Here is a 22976-nt window from a genome sequence, read left to right as displayed (position 1 = left end):
GCATCATAGATGCCATTGTCAGGCAAGAGAGCAAGATCATGATTCATGTTGTGCTGGTGGATGACCATGTGGTGGTGCGTTCCGGCTTTGCGCAATTACTCAGTCTCGAAGACGATCTCAACGTTGCTGGCCAGTACAGCAGCGCGGCCCAGGCGTGGCCTGCATTACTGCATGATGACGTCAACGTTGCGGTGATGGATATCGCCATGCCAGATGAAAATGGCCTGAGCCTGTTAAAACGACTGCGGACGCAGAAGCCCGGTTTTCGCGCCATTATTCTCAGCATCTATGACTCACCCACGTTTGTGCAAAGCGCACTGGATGCCGGTGCCAGCGGTTATCTGACCAAACGTTGCGGACCGGAGGAACTGGTGCAGGCGGTACGATCGGTTGGTATGGGCGGGCATTACCTGTGCGCCGACGCGCTGCGGGCGCTACGCGGCGGCGAACAGCCCGCGCAGGTACTGGAGGTATTGACCCCGCGCGAGCGCGAAGTGTTTGATCTGCTGGTCAAAGGCGACAGCGTAAAAGAGATCGCTTTCAAGCTCGACCTCAGCCATAAAACGGTGCACGTTCATCGTGCGAACGTGCTGGGCAAACTGCAATGCCACAGCACCATCGATCTGGTGCATTTTGCACTCGACCACCAGTTGCTGACGGGGCATTAATGTCACGCAGCCTTCGTCATTGGGTTATTTCTCTGTTTATTCTGCTGGCCTGGGGATCGGGCTGGTTGATGCTGTGGACGCTGGGGTTTTACCTGACCCACAACGGCCAGCAGGCAGCGCTATTCCTGCCGCACGGCGTCTATCTCGCCCTGCTAATCCTGCTTTCTCGCCGTTACTGGCCCGCGCTGGTACTGCCGCCGGTGCTGATGCTGTTCTGGCTACACAGCGAGCAATTAGTGAATGGCTATATCCTGCTGGTTGCGCCGTTGATTAGCCTGATCCCGGCGAGTATCGGCCAGTCATACTGGCACCGCTTCCCCCTTTACTGGCAGCGCTTAACGCTGCTGCTGGCCGCGGTGACGATCACGTCATTGCTCAATACCCTCCTGCTTTCACCGTTTATCCAAAGCCCGGCAACGTTAATTGGCCTGGCATCGTTTACTGGCGGCGTGCTGCTGACGCCGTTTGTCTATCTGATCTATGAATTTCTGCGCCAGCAGCACCGCTATCATTTGCTCGGACTGGATACCACCAATCCCCCCCTGCGTACCTCGCTTATCATCTGGTGTAGTCTGTTTTTCATTATCGGCATAGGTACCCAGATGGTGCTGTCACCGGAGATCGAGCGCCTGCTGCTAATCGTGGTGTTCTTACCAAACGTGGTGATGGCGTGGAAATTTGGCTGGCAGGGCGGCGTGTTGTCCGGACTGCTCGGCAGTATGATGATCACCATCGCCCGGCAAATCGGCGTCGGGTTCAGCAATTTACTGGAGCTGGAGATTTTCCTCGCCACCCAGGCGCTGCTGGGCATAGGGCTCGGGATCGCTATCAGCCGCCAGCAGCATCTGGCGCAAAACCTGCACCATTATCGCCAGCGTCTGGAAGCCGAACTGGCAGCGCGACGCGCGCTGACCGAACAACTGATCCGCACCGAGGAAAATACGCGCAAAAGCCTGGCGCGGGAACTACACGACGAAATTGGTCAGAACATCACCGCCATTCAAATTCAGTCGCAACTGGTCAAGCGCGCGCCGGGTCGCGAGCAAACGCTTGAAGCGGCAAATCAGATCAACGACCTTGCCCGGCGCATTCACCACTCCACCCGCCAACTGCTGCGCCAGCTGCGACCGCCCGCGCTCGATGAATTGGCCTTTAAAGATGCACTGCATCATCTGGTGAATGAATTTGCCTTTGCCGAACGCGGCATTCGCTGTTGGTTTGACTATCAGCTTGAAAATACGCCAGAAAATGAAACGGTGCGTTTCACACTGTATCGCCTGCTGCAGGAGTTGCTCAATAACGTCTGTAAACATGCCGATGCCAGCGAAGTATCGATTACGCTGCGCCAGCAGGAACACCGCGTGTTTCTGCACGTCGCTGACAACGGTGTAGGTATTCTCGCAGAGAAAATCCCCGGGTTCGGTATCTAGGGGATGCGTGAGCGGGTCAGCGCCCTTGGCGGCGAACTGACGCTCGAATCGAACAACGGCACGCGGGTAATTGTTAACCTGCCCACAAATTTGCAACAAATCAGCCGTTAACCAGGAAAAAGTCTTAGTCACTGCGGACTTTATCTCATCCCATTTTGCTTTCACTTTCCTATAGTCAGCACAAACGGAGGCTGCCATGCATGCACGTGCATCACGCGAAACAGACCAACAATACCGGGTGCTACGCCCCCGGCTGCTGATGTGTATGGTGATTGGGTACGCCGCGTTTTATCTGACGCGCAAAAGCGTTAACTACGTCCTCCCGGCGCTGCAAACGGATCTGGGTCTGGATAAAGGCGATATCGGCCTGCTGGGATCGCTGTTTTATCTGACCTATGGCCTGTCGAAATTCACCGCCGGGCTATGGCACGACAGCCACGGACAGCGCGCGTTTATGGGCATTGGCCTGTTTGCCACCGGCGTTTTAAACGTGCTGTTCGCCTTTGGTGAATCGCTGACGCTGCTCCTGGTGGTCTGGACGCTGAACGGATTTTTTCAGGGCTGGGGCTGGCCGCCCTGCGCCCGACTATTGACCCACTGGTACTCGCGCAACGAACGCGGCTTCTGGTGGGGCTGCTGGAATATGTCGATCAACATCGGTGGGGCCATCATCCCGCTGATTAGCGCCTTTGCCGCCCACTGGTGGGGTTGGCAGGCAGCCATGCTGGCTCCAGGAATAATCAGCATGGCGTTAGGCATCTGGCTCACCCTGCAACTGAAAGGCACGCCCCGGGAAGAAGGCTTACCCACGGTTGGGGAATGGCGGCAAGACCCGCTGGAGTTGCGTCAGGAGCAGCAAAGTCCGCCGATGGGGCTGTGGCAAATGTTACGCACCACCATGCTGAAGAACACGATGATCTGGCTACTCGGCGTGTCATATGTGTTGGTCTATTTGATCCGCATAGCGCTGAACGACTGGGGCAACATCTGGCTGACGGAAAGCCACGGTGTGAACCTGCTCAGCGCCAATGCCACGGTAATGCTGTTTGAAGTCGGCGGCTTGCTGGGGGCACTGTTTGCCGGATGGGGATCGGATCTGCTGTTCAGCGGTCAGCGTGCGCCAATGATTTTGCTGTTCACACTGGGGCTGATGGTCTCCGTCGCCGCGCTGTGGCTGGCGCCGGTGCACCACTACGCGCTACTGGCAGTGTGTTTCTTTACCGTGGGCTTTTTTGTGTTTGGCCCACAGATGCTAATTGGCCTCGCGGCCGTGGAATGCGGACATAAGGCGGCGGCAGGTTCAATTACTGGTTTTCTCGGGCTGTTCGCCTATCTGGGGGCCGCGCTGGCGGGTTGGCCGCTGTCGCTGGTCATAGAACACTACGGCTGGTCGGGAATGTTCAGTTTGCTCTCGGTTGCCGCTGTCTTTATGGGTTTATTGCTGATGCCATTGCTCATTGCGGGCATTCCCCCTTCTCTCAGTCAAAGGATAAAACAATGAAACTGACGCTTACCTCTACCCTAATTGCCTCCGCTCTGACGCTGGCAGCCTTCAGCAGTGTAGCTCAGGCGCAGGGTCGTCTGGTGGTGTATTGCAGCGCCACCAACGAAATGTGCGAAACCGAAACCAAAGCCTTCGGTGAAAAATATGATGTGAAGACTTCATTCATTCGCAACGGCTCAGGCAGTACGCTGGCGAAAGTGGATGCCGAGAAGAAAAACCCGCAAGCGGATGTCTGGTATGGCGGTACGCTGGATCCACAGTCTCAGGCCGGTGAAATGGGCTTGCTGCAGCCGTATAAATCACCAAACCTCGAACAAATCATGGAGAAGTTTCGCGATCCGGCAAAAGTGAAGGGCAACCTCTCCTCGGCGGTTTATGTCGGTATTCTGGGCTTTGGCGTCAATACCCAGCGCCTGAAAGAGAAAAACCTACCAGTGCCAAAATGCTGGAAGGATCTGACCAAACCGGAATACAAAGGCGAAATCCAGATTGCTGATCCGCAAAGCTCCGGTACCGCCTATACCGCACTGGCGACCTTTGCCCAACTGTGGGGGGAAGATCAGGCCTTTGACTACCTGAAACAGCTCAACGCCAACGTCTCCCAGTACACCAAATCCGGCATTGCCCCGGCGCGTAACGCCGCCCGTGGCGAAACGGCTATCGGCATCGGTTTCTTGCACGACTACTCACTGGAAAAAGAACAGGGCGCACCGCTGGAACTTGTCTCACCGTGCGAAGGTACCGGTTATGAAATCGGCGGTGTCAGCATCCTGAAAGGCGCGCGCAACCTCGATAACGCCAAACTGTTCGTTGACTGGGTACTGTCGAAAGACGCGCAGGAGCTGGCGTGGAAGAAAGGTAAATCCTATCAGATCCTGACCAACACCACCGCCGAGACGTCCCCTAACTCGCTGAAGCTCGACGACCTGAAGCTTATCAATTACGACATGGATAAGTACGGCTCGACCGACGTGCGTAAAGCCCTGATCAATAAGTGGGTCAGCGAAGTGAAGATGGGTAAATAACCCCAGATTTGCGTTCATTTGCCGGATACGGCCTCAACGCCATATCCGGCCTGAAATACCGGAACCGCTATGTCACACACACTTGCACTCCATCCCGTGAAAAAACGGGATGCGATATTTCTTTGGATTTTACTCGGCTGGCTGGCGTTTGCCCTGCTGCCGAGCTGGAGCCTGGACTACGGTCTGCTGGAATCGACGCGCGAAGAAATTCTCGCCGCCTACGGCTGGTCACAGTTCAATATCAGTTGGCTCTGGTATCTGCTGCCAAGCCTGCTGCTGGTGCGCCCGTTCCATGAAGCCAGACGCGAACAGCGCAGCCGCCATTATTTTGACGCGGGCTGGGCGTTTTTCTGTATGGCGTTTATCGTCGCCTGCGCGACTATTGAGGGACGCGGCTTAGGCTATGCCACCATCGTGCTGTTTGTGGCACTAGGCGCGATCATGACCCTGGCGCTCACCCGTCTGGAATGGCTGGGCGGCGACCGTTTCGTCATCGGCTCGCTCACCGCGATTGTCGCGCTGATCGGTATTTTTATCGTCTGGCCAAGTATCGCTATTTTCATTCCGATGTTCACCAACGACGCCGGGGAATTTGCTCCGCTGGCGTTTATGAATGTGCTGTCGCAGGCGCATATCATTCAGGTGATCCTCAACTCGATTATGCTGTCGATTGCCGTCGGCGTCGGCTGTACCTTCTTTGGCCTGGTGCTGGCTATCTACACCACCCGTATCGCGAAACGCAGCGCCATTATCGGACGAATTTTCTCGATTCTGCCAATCGTCACCCCGCCGTTTGTTGTGGGTTTAGGCGTAACACTGATGATGGGACGCTCCGGTTACATCACCGAATTTATGGTCGAATGGTTTGGTTTGACCAACACCAACTGGCTGTACGGTTTTACCGGCATCTGGCTGGCGCAGGTGCTGGCCTTCACTCCGATGGCGTTTATGATCCTCGACGGGGCGATCAAAACCATTCATCCGTCGCTGGAGGAGGCGTCATACACCCTGCGCGCCAGCCGCTGGCAAACCTTTAACGGCGTGTTTGTCCCGCTGCTAAAACCGGCACTGGCAAACGCCTTTTTAATTGTGGTGGTGCAGTCGCTGGCCGACTTCAGTAACCCGCTGGTGCTTGGCGGTAACTTCGATGTGCTGGCAACGCAAATCTACTTCTACATCACCGGTTCCCAGCTCGACTACCAGGCCGCCAGTACGCTGGGTGCCTTCCTGTTGCTGTTCTCGCTGCTGGTGTTCTGCGTGCAGTACATGTGGATTGGTAAACGCTCGTACGTCACCGTTTCTGGTAAATCCTATCGGGGCGACGTGCAGCCGCTGCCGGTAACGCTGGTATGGAGCGTGGTCGCGCTCCTGGCGGTGTGGATTGCCTTTAACGCCCTGCTCTACGGCAGCATTTTCTACGGAAGTTTCACCGTAAACTGGGGCGTGGACTACACCCTGACGCTGGCGAACTTTACCAAACTGTTCGGTCAGGGAATGAGCGACGGCGCGTGGCCTTCACTGCTCGACACCCTGCTCTACGCCGGGATTGCCGCGCCGATCACCGCTATCTTCGGCCTGCTGATCGCATGGGTTGTGGTGCGTCAGCAGTTTAAAGGCAAAAAGACCATCGAGTTCACCACAATGCTGTGCTTTGCCGTTCCGGGCACCGTAGCGGGCGTGTCGTACATTCTGGCCTTTAACAGCGCCCCGGTATACCTCACCGGCACCGCCGCCATCGTGATTATCTCAATGGTAATGCGTAACGTCCCGGTCGGTATCCGGGCGGGCATTGCGGGCTTAGGCCAAATCGATAAATCGCTGGATGAAGCCTCGCTCAGTCTGCGCGCCGGTTCCCTGCGCACCATTACGCACATCCTGTTGCCGCTGCTGCGCCCGGCGATCCTCTCAGCGCTGATCTACAGCTTTGTGCGCGCCATTACCACCGTCAGCGCCATTGTGTTCCTCGTCACGCCGGATACCCGCGTGGCCACGGCCTACATCCTGAACCGCGTAGAAGACGGCGAATACGGCGTGGCGATTGCCTACGGTTCCATTTTAATCGTGGTGATGCTGGCGATTATTTTCATCTTTGACTGGCTGATCGGTGAATCACGTACCTCCCGTTCAAAAGCCAAAAACCAGGCGTAATGGAGCGCACTATGACTCAGAAAAATTTCGTTGAACTGCGCAACGTCACTAAACGATTTGGCAGCAACACGGTTATCGACAATATCAATCTCACCATTCCGCAGGGGCAAATGGTAACGCTGCTCGGCCCGTCCGGCTGCGGTAAAACTACCATCTTGCGTCTGGTTGCCGGGCTGGAAAAACCGAGCGAAGGACAAATTTTCATTGATGGCGAAGACGTTACTCATCGTTCTATTCAGCAGCGCGATATCTGTATGGTGTTTCAGTCATATGCCCTGTTCCCGCATATGTCGTTAGGGGAGAACGTCGGTTATGGCCTGAAGATGCTCGGCGTGTCGCGCGCGGAGGTGAAAACCCGCGTCAAAGAGGCGCTGGCGATGGTGGATCTGGAAGGATTTGAAGACCGCTTTGTCGATCAGATCTCCGGCGGTCAGCAGCAGCGCGTGGCGCTGGCCCGTGCGTTGATCCTCAAACCGAAAGTGCTTCTGTTTGATGAACCGTTAAGTAACCTGGACGCCAACCTGCGTCGCAGCATGCGCGACAAGATCCGCGAGCTGCAAAAGCAGTTTGATATCACCTCGCTGTACGTCACCCACGATCAAAGCGAAGCCTTTGCGGTTTCCGATACCGTACTGGTGATGAACAAGGGACACATCATGCAGATCGGCTCGCCGCAGGATCTCTATCGCCAGCCCGCCTCCCGCTTTATGGCGAGCTTTATGGGCGATGCCAACCTGTTCCCGGCCACCTTCAGCGACAGATACGTTGATATCTACGGCTATCATCTGCCGCGCCCACTGCACTTTAGCGATCAAGGCGAGGGCATGGTAGGCGTGCGCCCGGAAGCGATCACGCTCAGCGACCGCGGCGAAGAGAGCCAACGCTGCGTAATCAGCCATGTCGCGTATATGGGACCCCAATATGAGGTCACGGTGGAGTGGCACGGACAGGAGATTTTATTGCAGGTCAACGCTACGCGTCTGCAGCCGGACGTCGGCGAGCAGTATTATCTCGAAATCCATCCGTACGGCATGTTTGTGCTGGCGGATGCGGCATAAAGTGTTACCCATGTTTCCGGTTCATACCGTATCGCCATCCGGCAAAAAATGCCCGATGGCGGCTTACGTCTTATCGGGCCTGAACTTGAACTTTTAACGCGGCAATATCCGCAGGCGTGGTGCGACAGCACCCGCCAATCAATCGTGCGCCAGCGGCCTGCCACTGTGGCAGATAATCCGCCAGTTGCGCACAAGACTCACCGTGATGATGCCAGGTTTTGCTCGCGGCATCGTACTGCTCGCCCGAATTCGGATACACCACCAGCGGCAGCGCCGTTAAGCCGTGTAAATGCTGCAACGCAGCGGTGGTGTTTTCCAGCGCAATGCAGTTAATGCCTAACGCCACCACCTGCGGATAATCCGCCAGCAACGCGACCACGTCACGCAGCGGCGTACCGTCGCTCAGGTGCTCGCTGTCACGCAGAGTAAATGAGAACCAGGCACGCGCACGCGGGTACGCGGTCAACAGCTCAGCCAGTGCGCCAATCTCGACAAAATTCGGCAGAGTTTCGCAGGCCAGCAGATCGGCCCCGGCATCCAGCAATGCTTCCACGCGCGGGCGATGAAACGCCTGGAACGCCTCGGCGCTGCGCTGGTAATCGCCACGGTATTCAGAGCCGTCCGCCAGATACGCGCCGTAAGGTCCGACAGATCCCGCCACCAACAGCGTGCCCGCTTGCGGGTTCTCTGCCAGATACGCTTCACGCGCTTTACGCGCCAGCTCCACGCTTTTGCCAATCAGCGCTTTCGACTGCGCTTCATCCAGGCAACGCGCGACAAAGCCCGCCGGTGTCGCCTGATAGCTGGCGGTGATCGCGCATTGCGCCCCCGCCCGGTAATAATCAAGATGCACTTCGCGGATAAGTTCCGGGTTTTCTACCAGCACTTTGGCTGACCACAGGCTGTCGGCTAAGTTACACCCTCGCGCTTCCAGCTCCGTCGCCATCGCGCCATCCAGTAACAGGACATCCTGTTTCTCAAGGAGAGCGCGTAACGGATTATTCTGCGACATGTTCTGGCTCCTGTTTTGCGTTACGGGGTTGAGTAAGGAAATATGCACCATAGCACAACGCAACAAACGGTAACCCGCACCACAACGCAATTCTCTGCGCTGGATCGAATGCCAGCCCCACACAAGCCACCAGGCACAGCACAAATCCCAATACCGGCACCAGCGGATACCACGGCGCACGATAATGTAATGCACTCAATGCCTTACCCTGTTGCAAATGACGGCGGCGAAAAACAAAGTGCGAGGCGCAGATGCTCAGCCACACCGCCACCACCGCAAACCCGGAGATTGCCGACAGCGCGACAAATACCGTATCCGGGGCCACCACGCTGGAAAACAGCGCCAGTACGCCGCCGAGCATACTGATCGACAGCGCCGTCAGCGGCACGCCGTTTTTCGTTACTCGCGCAAAACAGGCTGGCAGCGTACGTTCATTCGACAGCGACCAGAGCATGCGCCCGGAGGCATACAGCCCGGAGTTCGCCGCAGAAAGAATGGCTGTCAGGATCACGAAGTTAAAAATATCGGCGGCGTACGGAATACCTACCTTCTCAAACACCAGCACAAACGGGCTTTTCTCCACGCCCGCCTGCTGCATCGGGATCAGCGCCGCCAGCACAAACACGGTGCCGATAAAGAAAATAATCAGTCGCGCGATGGTGGTACGAATCGCCACCGGGATCACCTTGCGCGGATTTTCCGTTTCACCGGCGGCAATACCGATAAGCTCAGTTCCCGAAAAAGCAAAGTTCACCGCCACCATAGTCATCAGGATCGGTAAGCCGCCATGCGGGAACCAACCTTCCGCCGTGATATTACTCAGCCCCGGCGCGGGCGAGCCATCCTGCATCGGGATAAAGCCAAAAATCGCCGCCCCGCCGAGGATAATAAAGGCGATGATAGTGACAACTTTCACCAGCGAGAACCAGAACTCCCCTTCGGCAAAAAAGCGCGTGGAGATAACGTTAAGGCCAAAAATAATCACACAGAACACCACGCACCAGACCCATACCGGCACCAGCGGAAACCAGTACTGCATACAGAATCCGGCAGCGGTAAAACTCGAACCAAGCGCCACGGTCCAGGTCAGCCAGTAGAGCCAGGCCACGGTATACCCCGTCGCCGGGCCGAGATAGCGCGCGGCATAGACGTGAAACGCCCCGGTCTCCGGCATCGCGACCGACAGCTCGCCCAGACACTGCATAACCAGCCAGACCACCAGCGCGCCAATCAGATAGGCCAGCAGCGTTCCCGCGGCCCCGGTAGTGGAGATGATGTAGCCGGTATTGAAGAATAACCCTGTGCCAATCACGCCGCCTAAGGAGAGCATAATCAGGTGACGCGTTTTCATCGTGCGCTTCAGTGGCGCATTTTGTTGTGTTGTTTGCATATAACCTTCCAAACGTATGGACATCTAAACATCCAAAGAAGGTGTGTTATACCGCGTTTGTTAACACAATGCAAAATCAACCCTGCACCAGACGCAGATGACCGCGCCGGGCGCTTAATATCGGGTGGGGGTTAATTATCAAATATAAAAAGGGCCGCCAGCTCATAACGCCTCCGTTGCCAGGCTTTACATAAACTCTGGCAACGTCATCGCCGGCTGGCGTTCACCCGGAAGTGGGAACCGTATCTCCCCTCTCATACAACCGAACGATTGTTTATGAGCCACTGGTCGGGATCGGCATCTGCGATTTACGGCTCATCAGGAAAAATACCGCCAGCCCTGCCAGTAAAATGCCCGGCGCAGAAGCTGCCATCACGCCTACCGTTCCAGTGCCGAGCGCTAACATTTTTCCTGCCAGCAGCGGGCCGCTCATCGCCCCCAGACGCCCAACGGCGACGGCGGTACCCACGCCTGTCGCGCGGATCTGCGTACTGTAAAACAGCGGAGCCAGCGCATACAGCACGCTTTGTCCTCCAGTGGCAAACATCCCCGCCACAAATCCGGCCATCAGCATACCGCTCAATGACGACACCGTCCCCAGCGCCAGCAACGAAGCCAACATCCCGGTGTAGATCAGAAGCGACATGACCACCGGGCGCAGTTTGTCCATTAACGCCCCGAGAATTAACGTGCCGCTGGCCGCACCGATTTGCAGAGCAAACATCACGCCAGCCGCCTGCGAGGGCTGAAAGCCCTGCTCCACCAGCAGCATCGGCAGCCAGTTGATCAGCATATACACCACCAGCAGGGTGAAGAAATAGCACAGCCACAGCAGCAGCGTGGCTGTGGCTGTAGCAGGTGCGAACAGGGCGCGCAACGGCGCGGCGGCCACCTGCGTTTGCTGGGCATAAACCTGTGATTCCGGCAGCCAGCGCATCAACAACGGCACCAGCAGCAGCGGGATCACTCCGCCAACCCAGAACACCGTTTGCCAGGCGGCGGCCAGACCGCTAAACCCGAGCGCCGCCGCTAACGCCGCGCCAATCGGCACGCCACAGTACATCAGGCTCACCGCCGTACCGCGAAAACGCGGGCCCGCCGCTTCGGAGGTCAGCGCGATCAGATTCGGCAACGCCGCGCCCAACCCGACGCCGGTCATCAGACGGGCAAACACCAGCGACGAGAAATCCCAGGAAATCGCCGTCGCCAGCGAGAACAGGCCGAACAGCGCCACCGAGGCAATAAGAATGCGCTTGCGCCCATAGCGATCGGCCAGCATGCCGCCCACCAGCGCGCCGGGCAGCAGCCCGAGAATGCCCGCACTGAAGATCCAGCCCATCTGCATTTTATCCAGCGAAAATGCCTGGGCGATACCGACGGCAGCGATCCCGGCGGCCTGTAGATCCAGCCCTTCCATCAGGGCAACTAAAAAGCAAAGCCCGACGGTCAACGTCAGGCGGTAAGATGTGGGGGTACGGGTAGTCATAAGATGTACCTCTGAGGTCACGATGCAGGTGAGTCGCGGCTGATACGTTGCCAGCCGCGTAATCATTTTTATTTGCTATTGCGCAGATCCAGCGCCACGTCGACGATCATATCTTCCTGGCCGCCCACCATTCGGCGTTTGCCCAGTTCAACCAGAATATCGACCGCGCTCAGGCCATAACGCGCCGCCGCCACTTCGCAGTGACGCAGGAAGCTGGAGTACACCCCGGCATAGCCCAGTGCCAGCGTTTCGCGATCCACCCGCACCGGACGGTCCTGCAGTGGACGCACCAGATCGTCGGCGGCGTCCATCAGCGCATACAGATCGGTGCCGTGCTGCCAGCCGAGCTTATCCGCAGCGGCGATAAACACTTCCAGCGGCGCGTTGCCCGCGCCAGCGCCCATACCCGCCAGGCTGGCGTCGATACGGTCGCAGCCCTCTTCCACCGCGGCAATCGAGTTCGCCACGCCGAGGCTCAGGTTGTGATGCGCATGCATTCCGGTTTCTGTCTCTGGCTTCAGCACCGCTTTCAGGGCGCGGAAGCGGGCGCGAATATCGCTCATATTCATCGCCCCGCCGGAATCGACCACGTAGATACAAGTCGCACCGTAGTTTTCCATCAGCTTCGCCTGCTGCGCCAGATTCTCCGGCGTGGTCATATGGCTCATCATCAGAAAGCCGACGGTATCCATGCCGAGCTCACGCGCGTACTGAATATGCTGGGCCGACACGTCCGCTTCGGTGCAGTGGGTCGCCACGCGCACCACTCGCGCGCCGGCCTGATACGCGTTTTTCAGGTCATGAAGAGTGCCGATGCCCGGCAGCAACAGCGTGGCGATCTTTGCGTGTTTGACCACGTCTGCTGCCGCTTCAATCCACTCGAGATCGCTGTGCGCGCCAAAGCCGTAGTTAAAGCTGGAACCTTGTAAACCGTCGCCGTGGGCCACCTCAATGGAATCAACCCGCGCGTCGTCCAGCGCTTTGGCAATCTGGCGCACGTTTTCCAGCGAATACTGGTGACGAATCGCATGCATGCCGTCGCGCAGAGTCACGTCAGAGATATAGAGTTTTTTACCGTTCATGCTGCTTCTCCTGCCTGACGGGTGAGTGACTGCGCCATCTGCTCAGCGGTCGCCAGCGCGCTGGAAGTCATAATGTCGAGGTTGCCCGCATAGGCGGGTAAATAGTGCGCCGCACCTTCCACTTCCAGATACACCGCGGTTTTCAGCCCGGAAAACTGACCAATACCCGGCAGATTCACCGGTTTATCCTGCGGGATGACTTCAAACTGGACGCGCTGTTTCAGGCGATAGCCTGGCACATACGCCTGCACCGCCGCCGCCATGTCATTAATCGACGCTTCAACTTCAAGCTGGGAGGCCGCTTCGCTCAACACATACACCGTGTCGCGCATCATCAGCGGCGGCTCAGCCGGGTTAAGTACGATAATGGCTTTGCCTTTAGCCGCGCCCCCCACCACTTCAATCGCCTTCGAGGTGGTTTCGGTAAACTCGTCGATATTGGCGCGGGTGCCCGGTCCCGCAGATTTACTGGCGATCGAGGCGATAATTTCGGCGTAATGGACTTTTGCCACGCGAGAAACCGCCGCCACCATCGGGATGGTCGCCTGCCCGCCGCAGGTCACCATATTGACGTTCTGTTGGTCAACGTTAGCCTCCAGGTTCACCACCGGGACGCAGTACGGGCCGATCGCTGCGGGCGTCAGGTCGATCAGACGGATCCCCGGTTTTACGGCGCGCAGCGCGGCGTCATTTTTCACGTGCGCGCCCGCGCTGGTGGCATCAAACACGATGTCAATGTCAGCGAATTCTGGCATCGCAAGAAGCCCCGTCACCCCTTCATGGGTGGTGGCAACGCCCATACGCCGGGCGCGTGCCAGACCGTCGGATTGCGGATCAATCCCCACCATCACCGCCATCTCCAGACGTACGCCGTGACGCAGAATTTTAATCATCAAATCGGTGCCGATGTTGCCAGAGCCGATAATGGCGACTTTACGCTTACTCATGACTGACTTCCTTTTGTAACCGCCGCTGAAAAGGTGGCGGCAACTGAACCAATACCGTCGATATGGGCTTCGAAACGATCGCCCGCATTCACCGCCACCATCGGGCCTAACGCCCCGGTGAGAATAATGTCCCCGGCACGCAGCGGCTCGCCGAGGCTGGCCATTTTGCGCGCCAGCCACACGGCGGCGTTGATCGGATGTCCCAGACATTCGCTACCGCGCCCGCTGGAAACCTCTTCGTTATTGCGCGTCATTTTCATCGCGCAGTTTTTCAGATCTAATCCTGCCGGATGTTGTGCCGGGCCGCCGACCACATACACGCCACAGGAGGCGTTATCCGCCACGGTATCAACAAACTTGATCGACCAGTCGCGAATACGGCTGCCGACCACTTCCAGCGCAGGTAGCACCCACTCGATGGCGTTGTACAGCTCGTCAAAGGTGGTATCGACATTGGGCAGATCGCGGTTCAGCACCAGCGCAATCTCCGCTTCAATACGCGGTTGTAGCACGCGGGCAAACGCAATGGTGTCGTTGTCGCCGTAGCACATGTCGGCGAACAGCGTGCCGAAGTCAGGCTGATCGACGCCCAGCTGCTGTTGCACTTTCGGGTGCGTCAGCCCCACTTTGCGCCCGACGACGCGACGCCCTCGCGCCACGTCATACTGCACATTGATACGCTGAATGGCGTAGGCCGCTTCGGCGTTATCCACGCCGATCAGTTCACGCAGCGGGGCGATAGCGTCCCCTTTTTCCTCAGCCTGACGTAAATCGGCGGCTAACTGCTCAAGATTAAGATTCGTCATGTCCGTTCCTTAAGGGCGTGCGAGGAAGTTCAGCACCAACTGGTTAAAAGCATCCGCATGTTCCCACTGTGCCCAGTGCCCGCAGTCGCGGTAGATGTGCAGCTCAGACCCGGCAATCCCGGAGAGCAGGCGCAGGCCGGCGTCCATCGGCACGAAGCGGTCGTTGCGTCCCCAGACAATCAGGGTCTGGGCTTTGATTTCCCCCAGGCGCGGGCTGAAATCCGGAAACTGTTTCGGGTTGGCTTCAAGGCTGTGGACAAAGTTTTCCAGGTGATCGCGACGCGACAGCATGTTATTCAGACGCGCCTCAAACAGCGCCTCGGTCAGGTCGCTGGTGTCGAAGACAAAGATCTCCATCATCAGTTTCAGGTTCTCGATGGTCGGTTCGCGGTACAGCTGATTCAGGCGCTTGATGCCTTCGGTCGGCATCGGGGTAAACAGGCTCATACCCCCCGTCCCGCCGCCCATCAGCACCAGCTTGCCCACACGCTCCGGCCAGCTCAGGGTGAACGCCACGGCACTGTGGCCCCCCATCGAGTTGCCCAACAGATGGATTTTCTGAATATCCAACTGATCGACCACGCTTTTCAGGATGCGAGCATTAAGATCGGATCGCGAACCGCGGTTAACGATGCCATCGCTTTTGCCCCAGCCAGGACAATCCAGCAGGATCACCCGGTATCCAGCCTCCACCAGCGGATCGATATTGCGGCTGAAGTTCGCCCAGCCCGTCGCACCCGGACCAGATCCATGCAACAGCACGACGGTCTCTTCGCCCTGCCCACAGTCATTGAAATGCACGCGCAGCGTTTCGCCTGCTTCCTGCACCTGCAGAAAACGACTGGTTGCGGCTTCGGTTTGCGGTTGGTAAGTCATGATGTTCTCCTGCATATTCAGTTCTGTTTCAGTTCTGTGTGGTGGCGCTCAGGGAGCCGAATCCAGCGATCCACTCTGGGATCGGGCGGTAATAACGGCCTTCGCTGCGCCAGTTGCCAAAGGCAGAAATAGCGGCGAAGGCAGCAACCCAGGTTTTAACTTCGTGCGTTGATTTGCCCGCCATCGCGGACAGTTCTTCGTTACTGACCGCGTCCAGCTCCTGCAAACGCCCCTGTTCAAGCAGCGTCATAAAGCGGTTATCCCAGACAGGGTTAAGCGGATGCAGCGTGTGTTGATCGGCCACAAACTTCTCGGCGGCGCTGATCACCCGCTGCTGGCGCAGCTCGCGCTCGTTTTCAGGTAGTTGTTTGCCGCTGCCGAGCAGGCGGTCGCGCATATGGGCATCAGCCTTCGCCAGCTCCGGGACCGGCGGCTGATGCGACAGGCCGCCGGAGCCTAAAAACAGCACACGCTGATTCAGCGAGCTGGCGAATCGGCCAATCGCTTCACCGAGCATGCGGGTACGCTGAAAGCCCGGCAGCGGCGTGGCGACGCCGTTAATAAACACCGGCAGCACCGGCACGTTATCCAGACCGCCGAGCAAAAACTCCAGCGGCTGCGCGAAGCCGTGATCGACCTGCATGTTGTAGGACACGGCGAGATCGATGCCGCTTTTCATTACCGCGTGGGCGCAGGCTTCAGCGAGATCTGTCGGCACCGGCAGTTCCCCCGCCGCGCTACCGAAATCGCCGATCGCCGTAGCGCCTACGCCTAAACAGAACGGCGGCATCACGTCGTAGAAAAATCCGTTGTAGTGATCGGGGGCAAACAGCACCACCAGTTCAGGGTCGAACGCCGCAATACGTGCCCGGGCGCTGGCGATCACACCGTTAACCTCGTCGAGCACGGCCTGCGCCGGGTCGACGTAACCCACCAGCGGCGAGTGGGAAAGACAGTGAAGATAAGCGTGCATATCAGGCCACCTTTTCAGCGGAAATGTGGGCATGAACGCGGGTGAGCGTCATCACCGACGCCAGTTTATTCAGGGTACTGCCCAAGGTTTGCGGAATGGCGATGGCGGCCACAAAGCGGTCCGGGCGTATCACCACCAGCGCGGCGTTGTGCTGGGCAAACCACGCGCGCAGGCGGTTTTGCGTATCGCCAATGCGGGTAACGCCGTCGTGGTTATCCTGATCGGTTTGTATCTGTGTATCCGGCACCACCTGGATAAACTGCGTCCCCAGCGCCTGCCACTGTTGGATCTGCGCCTCGCTCATGCCCCACAGCGGGTTACAGCCCCAACCGATCACCGCGAAATTCGGCCCGATGACGTTGTCGAGCAGCGTCACTTCACCTGATTCCAGCGTTACCTTCGGCTGGATAAACATCTTGCCAACGGGAGAGGTTTTCGCGTCGCCTTCACGCACCAGCGCCCCAGCGTGGTACTGCGGCATCGGCTTAAAGCGCATTTCAAGGAAGTAGCGTTTGACCGGCGGAATGTAGTTCAGCAGCCAGGAAACCCCGTCGCGCACCGCGCCGTGCCAGCGTTTCGGCGGCGCAAGTACGTTGCCTGCGGTCACCGAGAGATCGATCATCGCTTTGGCGTGGTCGCGGCGTTCCTGCTGGTAGGTATCCAACAGCGCATCACCGGCTTTACCCTCAATCACCAGCGCCAGTTTCCACGCCAGATTGAAGGCATCGCGCATGCCACTGTTGTACCCCTGCCCCTGCCAGACCGGCATAATGTGCGCCGCATCGCCCGCCAGCAGCACGCGGTCAATGCGAAAACGTTCGGCCAGACGTGCGTTATGGGTATATACGCGCTGGCGGATCAGCTCGACGTTGTCCGGGTTCGGCAGCACTTTGCTCAAAAGCTGGCGCATATTCTGCGGTTCGCTGAGCTGCGCTTCGGTTTCCCCTGGCATTACCATAAATTCAAAGCGGCGCACCGCGTGCGGCAGCGCGGCGGAGACATACGGGCGCACCGGATCGCAGCACAGATACACATGCGGCGTGCTGAGCGGATCGTTAGCGATATCCACCACAATCCACTGATTCGGCGCGGTTTTGCCTTCAAATGGCACATTCAGCGAACGTCTGACGTTGCTGGCCCCACCGTCGCAGGCCACCAGCCACTGAGCTTTCACCGTTTCACGCTGGCCATCCGGCGCTTTCAGGTTCAACGTCACTTCACCATTTTGCTGGCTGAAGGCTTCCAGTTCGCGGGAGAACAGGCAGCGCACGTTGGGAAAACGCGACAGCCCTTCCAGCATCACCGCGTCTACCTGCGGCTGAATAAACGCGTTGCGGCGCGACCAGCCAAATTCGTCAGTCATCGGCTGGATATCAGCAAAACAGCGCCCTTTCGGGGTGAGAAAGCGCATCGCATGCCACGGCGTGGTGTGCGGCAGAACATTTTCGACCAGACCGACGGACTGCATGGTGCGCAGCGCTTCATCGTCAATGCCGATGGCGCGAGGATAGTCGATAAGGGTATCGAGCTTCTCCACCACCAACACCTCAATGCCCATCTGGCCAAGATAGTTCGCCATCATCAGCCCTACCGGACCGGCTCCGGCAATCGCTACCTGCACGGTGTGCTGCACAGCGGGTTGGATATCTGGATTTATTGTTGTCATTTCAGAACCTCACTACTCGGACAAAATGCAATTGCAGACCCTGGTGAGGCGCAATTGTTTTTTGTTAAAAGAATGTGAATAATTTTTTATTGTGCGGTCAGTATAGAAGTGAGTTTTTGCGCTACAATCAAAACATGCCTGGATGTGCACTAAGTGCACAACGTTGTTTTAACTGTAGATTTGTCAATAAATATGAAAAGTGACGACGGTACCGAATACAAAACCGTGCGCGGGTTAACGCGCGGACTAATGTTATTAAATATGTTAAATCGTCTCGACGGCGGGGCCAGCGTTGGCCTGCTGGCAGAGCTGAGCGGCCTGCACCGCACCACGGTCAGGCGACTACTGGAAACCCTGCAGGATGAGGGTTACGTCCGGCGCAGTCTGTCCGATGACAGCTTTCGCTTAACCATTAAGGTCCGTCAGCTCAGTGAGGGATTTCGTGACGAGCAGTGGATTTCTGCGCTCGCCGCCCCGCTGTTGGGGGATTTGCTGCGCGAGGTCATCTGGCCGACCGACGTTTCCACGCTGGATGTGGACGCGATGGTGGTGCGTGAAACCACCCATCGCTTCAGCCGCCTGTCGTTTCATCGGGCGATGGTCGGGCGTCGTTTGCCGCTGCTGAAAACCGCATCCGGCCTGACCTGGCTGGCATTTAGCCCGGAGAATGAACGTCAGGAACTGATTGAAATGCTGGCTTCACGACCGGGAGATGAGTTCCAGTTGGCGCGCGAACCGCTGAAGCTCGACGCCATTTTGAGCCGTGCGCGAAAAGACGGTTTTGGCCAGAACTTTCGCGGTTGGGATCAGGAGGAGAAAATCGCCTCCATCGCCGTCCCCATTCGCAGTGAACAGCGGGTGATCGGCTGCCTGAATCTGGTGTATATGGCCAGCGCCATGACCATCGACCAGGCCGCGGAAAAACATCTTCCGGCCTTACAAAAGGTGGCGAAACAGATAGAGGACGGCGTTGAGTCGCAGGAGATTTTGGTTGCCGGGAGGTGAGATGGATCACAGTTAAGCGGATCATCGGATTAATAGCTGAGATAACTCACTCCCCGACCGATATAACACAGTGGCGTCTTGCCCTAAATATATCTTCATCACATAGTGTGCATTCGTTTTCTGCCAGGAGGCTGCATGTTAAAGGTCATTGCCGAAGATTTCATCAAACCTGAGTATATTGAAACCGTTCTCCCTTGGTACCGTGAGCTAATATCGGCGACGAAGAAAGAACCGCAATGCATTGCTTATGACCTCTATATTGATGAAAAAGATCCGGGGCATTTTATTTTTATCGAAGAATGGCCAAATCACGCGGCTCTCGATGAACATTGTGCCAGTGAGCATTTCCGGCGACTTGTGCCATTAATCGATCAATACACGCGCCAGGAAGCACGTTACATACTGATGGATGACGTGGTAAATCCAGGTGCCTCGTCAAAATAAAAAAACAGAATGGAATTTGCTATTTGGCTCAAATGGATATTCCCTTCTGACAAAAATACGCATAAAAAAACCGAAACCCCGCTTCTGAAAAGAGCTGGATTTCGGTTTTCATTCACTCTGAAGGGCTTCAGACCTTAAGCAGTTTCACCGTCTCGTCGATGTCGATTTCATCTTCCGAGAAGATCAGCGTCGTGCCCTGGAAGGTGGTGATGGCCAGCTTTTTCAGCGTGCGCATTTCACCAGGCTTCACGTCTGATTTCGGTCGGATGCTGTTCATCAGCACACCAACGGACAGCACCGCATTTTCTTTGTCGATACGAGTCTCAGCAGGGACTTCTTCGCTGTAGACCAGGTAAGACTTGATCGCCGTGAGCTTCAGACGCTCACCCGCGATATAGATGTATTTGCTGTCGGGTATGACTTTTACCGCGTAGGCAGATAAGCCTTTGTTGTTAGTGGTGGGCTCAAAGGTCACCGCCGCGTCTTTCTTGATCAGCTCAGGATTAGCAACCTTAATCACATGAAAATAGCGGTTGTCGCCGTTTTCATCTTTGATAAATCCAAAGCCTTTATCTTTAAACCACGTTGTGATTGTTCCGTTCATTGCTGTTTCCGCCTGATTAAACCTATTACTTGTAGAGTATACCTACTCAATTTGCGCGCAGTGTAAAACACAGGCCATGTCTTTGGCTACTCGTTACCCCAACGATTGAGGAACTCCGCGATATCATCGATACGCTGTGCGTCGACTCCAGCCTCGGTTGCCATCTCCTGCTGCGCTTCTTCGCTGATCTCTTCATTGTTCATCAAACGAGTGATCAACTGCTGGAAGTAGTGTGCCAGTACGTCGCGTTCTGTATCGCTCACCGGCTTTGCCGCTTCAGTCGCGTATTCGTCGGCGATATCATAAAATTTTAGCGGAATGTCGTTGTTCATCGGGTGCTCCGGGGTAAATGCGTGTGCCAGCAGTTGCCTGCCGCGTCTGGTGTGAATGATAGCATTCTTATTTCATGGTTCGCGATCTGTTTTATTGGCTGCAATACGTTGCATATATCAACACTATTTTCTGGAGCCGCTTCGTATTTAATAAATCAGCCCTTATTTAAATGACTGTGTTTTTATTCAGCTCGGTATAACAGCCACAGGTTAAATAGTGTAGTAACGAAGGAAAGTAGTTAAAGTCTTTTCCCGGAGCATTAAATGATTTAGGGGATATTCCGGTGATTAAACAGCAAAAAATAATGATTCCCCTGCTAGCCTGCTAAGCGAAGCGCCATCGAGCATTTATCCTCGCCGCCACTCCCCCTCCAGGATGGCGGCCAGACCGCGAGTCCATCCCTTCGATTGGCGTCCAATTATTTTTCCATTCCCTACGCTTGCTTCTAACCACCCAATTACAGGTGTAGAGTCAGCACCTAAATTACCTACAATATTTAGCGCCTTATTTCGAGCACTTTCCCAGTTTTTCTCAGACTTTAATATTGTTTCAATTCGAGTTACTGAGCCAGGTACTATCTAACCTGGCAATATAATGCAAGCCAGCAAACCACCTGGCGCTTCAAGCGCAACCTGGTTCCCTGATGAAGCGTCTTTAACTGTGTCCGCTATCGCCGACCAGGTTTCACTCTTCATCAGCGCAGTAACCGTATCCGCCACCACCTGATTCTTCCCGGCCAGGTCACTCATGGCCTTGCTGCAGTAACTATCACCCGCAGCACAGGCTGCCAGCGCCATGGCCGCATCAGCAACATAATCCGCTGAGCCTAGTGCTGCATCACCGGTATCAGCGAGGGCATTGATAATACCGTTCGCGATGGAAGAGGTTGTACCGTCACCCAGCTTTTCCCTGACTTGATTTTTCAGCGATTCAGCGGCCTGTTTCGCCGCTTCACGGGCCCGGTCACCACTGAGCGAGTTATTCTCAACAACTATTATTTCCTATGACGCTCATGCAATTTATTTTTCAACCATACTCCAGCACCTAATACTACTCCTGCGATGCTCCCTTTTTTCAATGCGATATATAATGCCTCTTCCCATGAAAAAAGGAATGCCCCATCCTTGAAGTAGAAAATTGTTGACACTCCTAGTTGGCATATGAAAAGAACAACAGAGATTAAGGCAGTACAGTACACAACCAAGAAAAGAAGCCAAAGGGTACCAACCTTGCTGAAGAGATTCATTGCTTCTTCTCCCGCTTGTCTAATTCATCTTTTACAGCTTTTCCTGTAAGTTCAGAAGCAGTAGAACCTGTAACTGCACCAATAACATCCTTTGTCACTTGATCAGTTACCGGAGACAATGAATCAATAACTTTTCCCCCTAAACTACCAGCCGCACTACCAAAGCCAGTACTTATCACAGAGTTAGTCGGATCTTCCCCTTTAATCGCACTGCCAATCGCAGCACCTCCCATATTGATCGCTGCTGATGCCTGCCAACTTTTACCTGTAGTCGCGGCAGCTGTCACACCGGCGAGAATTGCATCAACATAGCTGAAAGGATCATTCCCGCTAAGTTGTACGCCCGTATTCACGCCCACACCGATTGCCGCATTAACCGCCATACCTTCTTTTATTGTGGTGCCAAGGACACTGCTGCCAAATAACAATACCGGGTCTCCAATACTGGCATTGGATTTATGATAACCCCATGTATTCATGATGGTTTGTGCTTTCTGCTGCGCCTCTGTCTGTGGCGCTGACTTCATATAATCCTGCCCAGTCAGCATTCCTGCGATCAGCTCTTTAGTTACTGCCTCACCATATTTAGCCTGCATGTCAGATGCATATATTTTCAAATAACTTACCAACTCGGTTCGCTCTGCCGTGCTCAACTCCGCTGGTTCTTTATTGAACTTAGCAACCAGTGCATCGCTACGTTTATCGGCATTCTCAAGTTGTAAAAACTCTTTCGCGGTTTGCAGGGATTTATCGCCTTTTAAGACTTTCTCTGCCAAAGCATCACGTTTTTCCGAGGAGGTACTGCTCAGGAAATTATTCTCAACAACAACTCGCTCCGGTGTACAGTCTGACGGCGAACACGCTTTTTCCCTGTCCTTTCCGTCAGTTACATCCGTTTTTTGATGAGGCGTTTCGCTGGCCGTTACTTTTTGCCCCGACGCGCTTTTTTCAGCCCATTACGTAATCCTCCCAACGCCGCACAGTAGCGGAGTGAAGAGCGAGGTTTTAGGTTGTAGAAACACGCTCCCGAAGCGACCAGGGCTGTGCAATTACTTTTTCAGTAAGGCTCTTCTGGCTTCCAACAATGCTTGTTGAAGCCAATCAAAATCTACCACCCTAATATTCGGTGAAAACTCAACTTTGATGTTATTCTCACCGTCTTCTTGCTGTAAAAGCGCGATAAACTCTTCATCACAGTAGATTTCAGCTATTAATTTTTCATAATCAACATCACTAGCCACAATAATTTTTAATTGATGTTTCTGAGTCATTC

20 protein-coding genes and 2 pseudogenes are annotated in these 22976 nt (G+C 55.8%); 8 read left to right on the top strand and 14 right to left on the bottom strand.

Annotation, left to right across the window (positions count from 1 at the left end):
* The first annotated feature begins 38 nt into the window (after positions 1-38).
* The 6 genes and pseudogenes from GPJ68_RS05515 to fbpC all read left to right on the top strand — a co-directional run bounded on the left by GPJ68_RS05515 (position 39) and on the right by fbpC (position 7833).
* Positions 39-668, top strand: a complete 630-nt coding sequence (locus tag GPJ68_RS05515; protein WP_104651332.1) for a response regulator transcription factor — start codon at positions 39-41, stop codon at positions 666-668.
* Positions 668-2209 (top strand): annotated as a pseudogene (locus GPJ68_RS05510) (MASE1 domain-containing protein). Before GPJ68_RS05515 ends, GPJ68_RS05510 begins: the two are co-directional and overlap by 1 nt.
* 85 nt (positions 2210-2294) lie before the next feature.
* Complete coding sequence (gene uhpC, locus GPJ68_RS05505; RefSeq protein ID WP_104651292.1) at positions 2295-3599, top strand: MFS transporter family glucose-6-phosphate receptor UhpC; 1305 nt, start codon at positions 2295-2297, stop codon at positions 3597-3599.
* Positions 3596-4627: an ABC transporter substrate-binding protein gene (locus GPJ68_RS05500; protein WP_049042253.1), complete on the top strand. Its 1032-nt coding sequence runs from the start codon at positions 3596-3598 to the stop codon at positions 4625-4627. Before uhpC ends, GPJ68_RS05500 begins: the two co-directional genes overlap by 4 nt.
* 69 nt (positions 4628-4696) lie before the next feature.
* Positions 4697-6775, top strand: coding sequence for an iron ABC transporter permease (locus tag GPJ68_RS05495; RefSeq protein ID WP_180837168.1), 2079 nt, complete (start codon positions 4697-4699; stop codon positions 6773-6775).
* A gap of 11 nt (positions 6776-6786) precedes the next feature.
* Positions 6787-7833, top strand: coding sequence for a ferric ABC transporter ATP-binding protein (gene fbpC, locus GPJ68_RS05490; RefSeq protein WP_049270222.1), 1047 nt, complete (start codon positions 6787-6789; stop codon positions 7831-7833).
* A 70-nt stretch (positions 7834-7903) separates the two neighbouring features.
* Here fbpC and mmuM read toward each other — a convergent pair whose 3' ends face one another.
* The 9 genes from mmuM to GPJ68_RS05445 all read right to left on the bottom strand — a co-directional run bounded on the left by mmuM (position 7904) and on the right by GPJ68_RS05445 (position 18071).
* Entirely contained in the window at positions 7904-8845 is a 942-nt protein-coding gene (mmuM, locus tag GPJ68_RS05485; RefSeq protein WP_180837166.1) for a homocysteine S-methyltransferase, read from the bottom strand.
* Positions 8832-10235: an S-methylmethionine permease gene (gene mmuP, locus GPJ68_RS05480; RefSeq protein WP_104651331.1), complete on the bottom strand. Its 1404-nt coding sequence runs from the start codon at positions 10233-10235 to the stop codon at positions 8832-8834. The genes mmuM and mmuP overlap by 14 nt, the downstream gene beginning before the upstream one ends.
* Before the next feature lie 274 nt (positions 10236-10509).
* Positions 10510-11721, bottom strand: coding sequence for a 3-(3-hydroxy-phenyl)propionate transporter MhpT (gene mhpT / locus GPJ68_RS05475; protein ID WP_047357704.1), 1212 nt, complete (start codon positions 11719-11721; stop codon positions 10510-10512).
* 68 nt (positions 11722-11789) lie between these two features.
* The gene (gene mhpE / locus GPJ68_RS05470; RefSeq protein WP_016151976.1) at positions 11790-12803 is read right to left on the bottom strand and encodes a 4-hydroxy-2-oxovalerate aldolase; all 1014 of its coding nucleotides are present in this window, start codon (positions 12801-12803) and stop codon (positions 11790-11792) included.
* Positions 12800-13750, bottom strand: a complete 951-nt coding sequence (gene mhpF / locus GPJ68_RS05465) for an acetaldehyde dehydrogenase (protein WP_047416963.1) — start codon at positions 13748-13750, stop codon at positions 12800-12802. The genes mhpE and mhpF overlap by 4 nt, the downstream gene beginning before the upstream one ends.
* A complete protein-coding gene (gene mhpD, locus GPJ68_RS05460) occupies positions 13747-14556 on the bottom strand; it encodes a 2-keto-4-pentenoate hydratase (RefSeq protein ID WP_104651290.1) in 810 nt (269 codons plus the stop codon). Before mhpD ends, mhpF begins: the two co-directional genes overlap by 4 nt.
* A 9-nt stretch (positions 14557-14565) precedes the next feature.
* Complete coding sequence (gene mhpC, locus GPJ68_RS05455; protein WP_016151973.1) at positions 14566-15432, bottom strand: 2-hydroxy-6-oxonona-2,4-dienedioate hydrolase; 867 nt, start codon at positions 15430-15432, stop codon at positions 14566-14568.
* 28 nt (positions 15433-15460) lie between these two features.
* Entirely contained in the window at positions 15461-16405 is a 945-nt protein-coding gene (gene mhpB / locus GPJ68_RS05450; RefSeq protein ID WP_046275617.1) for a 2,3-dihydroxyphenylpropionate/2,3-dihydroxicinnamic acid 1,2-dioxygenase, read from the bottom strand.
* Between the two features lies 1 nt (position 16406).
* Positions 16407-18071, bottom strand: a complete 1665-nt coding sequence (locus tag GPJ68_RS05445) for a bifunctional 3-(3-hydroxy-phenyl)propionate/3-hydroxycinnamic acid hydroxylase (RefSeq protein ID WP_104651289.1) — start codon at positions 18069-18071, stop codon at positions 16407-16409.
* A gap of 192 nt (positions 18072-18263) precedes the next feature.
* On the opposite strand from GPJ68_RS05445, the gene GPJ68_RS05440 reads away from it, so the two are divergent.
* Both GPJ68_RS05440 and GPJ68_RS05435 read left to right on the top strand, forming a co-directional pair.
* Complete coding sequence (locus tag GPJ68_RS05440; protein WP_049042330.1) at positions 18264-19076, top strand: DNA-binding transcriptional regulator; 813 nt, start codon at positions 18264-18266, stop codon at positions 19074-19076.
* A gap of 135 nt (positions 19077-19211) precedes the next feature.
* Positions 19212-19520, top strand: a complete 309-nt coding sequence (locus GPJ68_RS05435) for a putative quinol monooxygenase (protein WP_016155810.1) — start codon at positions 19212-19214, stop codon at positions 19518-19520.
* 127 nt (positions 19521-19647) lie between these two features.
* On the opposite strand, the gene GPJ68_RS05430 is transcribed toward GPJ68_RS05435, so the two are convergent.
* The 5 genes and pseudogenes from GPJ68_RS05430 to GPJ68_RS05410 form a co-directional block, all read right to left on the bottom strand.
* The gene (locus tag GPJ68_RS05430) at positions 19648-20124 is read right to left on the bottom strand and encodes a cold-shock protein (RefSeq protein WP_016151966.1); all 477 of its coding nucleotides are present in this window, start codon (positions 20122-20124) and stop codon (positions 19648-19650) included.
* A gap of 86 nt (positions 20125-20210) precedes the next feature.
* On the bottom strand, positions 20211-20456 hold the full coding sequence (locus GPJ68_RS05425; RefSeq protein ID WP_016155809.1) for a YmjA family protein: 246 nt from the start codon (positions 20454-20456) through the stop codon (positions 20211-20213).
* A gap of 396 nt (positions 20457-20852) precedes the next feature.
* Positions 20853-21443, bottom strand: a pseudogene (locus GPJ68_RS25335) (hypothetical protein); the annotation flags it as partial.
* A gap of 256 nt (positions 21444-21699) precedes the next feature.
* Entirely contained in the window at positions 21700-22479 is a 780-nt protein-coding gene (locus tag GPJ68_RS05415; protein WP_104651288.1) for a hypothetical protein, read from the bottom strand.
* A 273-nt stretch (positions 22480-22752) separates the two neighbouring features.
* On the bottom strand, positions 22753-22974 hold the full coding sequence (locus tag GPJ68_RS05410) for a hypothetical protein (RefSeq protein WP_047416988.1): 222 nt from the start codon (positions 22972-22974) through the stop codon (positions 22753-22755).
* Between the last annotated feature and the right edge of the window lie 2 nt (positions 22975-22976).

The organism is Citrobacter sp. 172116965 (genome assembly GCF_013458095.1).
In the GTDB taxonomy this organism is placed as follows: Bacteria; Pseudomonadota; Gammaproteobacteria; order Enterobacterales; family Enterobacteriaceae; genus Citrobacter; species Citrobacter braakii.
Note: the sequence above shows the minus strand (reverse complement) of the source record. Positions and strands in the feature narration are given on the sequence as shown.

Coding starts and splice junctions, on each gene's coding strand:
- GPJ68_RS05435 (WP_016155810.1), top strand. CDS start 19,212: ATGTTAAAGGTCATTGCCGAAGATTTCATCAAACCTGAGTATATTGAA.
- mhpE (WP_016151976.1), bottom strand. CDS start 12,803: ATGAACGGTAAAAAACTCTATATCTCTGACGTGACTCTGCGCGACGGC.
- mhpB (WP_046275617.1), bottom strand. CDS start 16,405: ATGCACGCTTATCTTCACTGTCTTTCCCACTCGCCGCTGGTGGGTTAC.
- mhpD (WP_104651290.1), bottom strand. CDS start 14,556: ATGACGAATCTTAATCTTGAGCAGTTAGCCGCCGATTTACGTCAGGCT.
- mhpC (WP_016151973.1), bottom strand. CDS start 15,432: ATGACTTACCAACCGCAAACCGAAGCCGCAACCAGTCGTTTTCTGCAG.
- mmuP (WP_104651331.1), bottom strand. CDS start 10,235: ATGCAAACAACACAACAAAATGCGCCACTGAAGCGCACGATGAAAACG.
- GPJ68_RS05430 (WP_016151966.1), bottom strand. CDS start 20,124: ATGAACGGAACAATCACAACGTGGTTTAAAGATAAAGGCTTTGGATTT.
- fbpC (WP_049270222.1), top strand. CDS start 6,787: ATGACTCAGAAAAATTTCGTTGAACTGCGCAACGTCACTAAACGATTT.
- GPJ68_RS05515 (WP_104651332.1), top strand. CDS start 39: ATGATTCATGTTGTGCTGGTGGATGACCATGTGGTGGTGCGTTCCGGC.
- GPJ68_RS05445 (WP_104651289.1), bottom strand. CDS start 18,071: ATGACAACAATAAATCCAGATATCCAACCCGCTGTGCAGCACACCGTG.
- GPJ68_RS05495 (WP_180837168.1), top strand. CDS start 4,697: ATGTCACACACACTTGCACTCCATCCCGTGAAAAAACGGGATGCGATA.
- GPJ68_RS05410 (WP_047416988.1), bottom strand. CDS start 22,974: ATGACTCAGAAACATCAATTAAAAATTATTGTGGCTAGTGATGTTGAT.
- mmuM (WP_180837166.1), bottom strand. CDS start 8,845: ATGTCGCAGAATAATCCGTTACGCGCTCTCCTTGAGAAACAGGATGTC.
- GPJ68_RS05500 (WP_049042253.1), top strand. CDS start 3,596: ATGAAACTGACGCTTACCTCTACCCTAATTGCCTCCGCTCTGACGCTG.
- uhpC (WP_104651292.1), top strand. CDS start 2,295: ATGCATGCACGTGCATCACGCGAAACAGACCAACAATACCGGGTGCTA.
- mhpF (WP_047416963.1), bottom strand. CDS start 13,750: ATGAGTAAGCGTAAAGTCGCCATTATCGGCTCTGGCAACATCGGCACC.
- GPJ68_RS05425 (WP_016155809.1), bottom strand. CDS start 20,456: ATGAACAACGACATTCCGCTAAAATTTTATGATATCGCCGACGAATAC.
- GPJ68_RS05440 (WP_049042330.1), top strand. CDS start 18,264: ATGAAAAGTGACGACGGTACCGAATACAAAACCGTGCGCGGGTTAACG.
- mhpT (WP_047357704.1), bottom strand. CDS start 11,721: ATGACTACCCGTACCCCCACATCTTACCGCCTGACGTTGACCGTCGGG.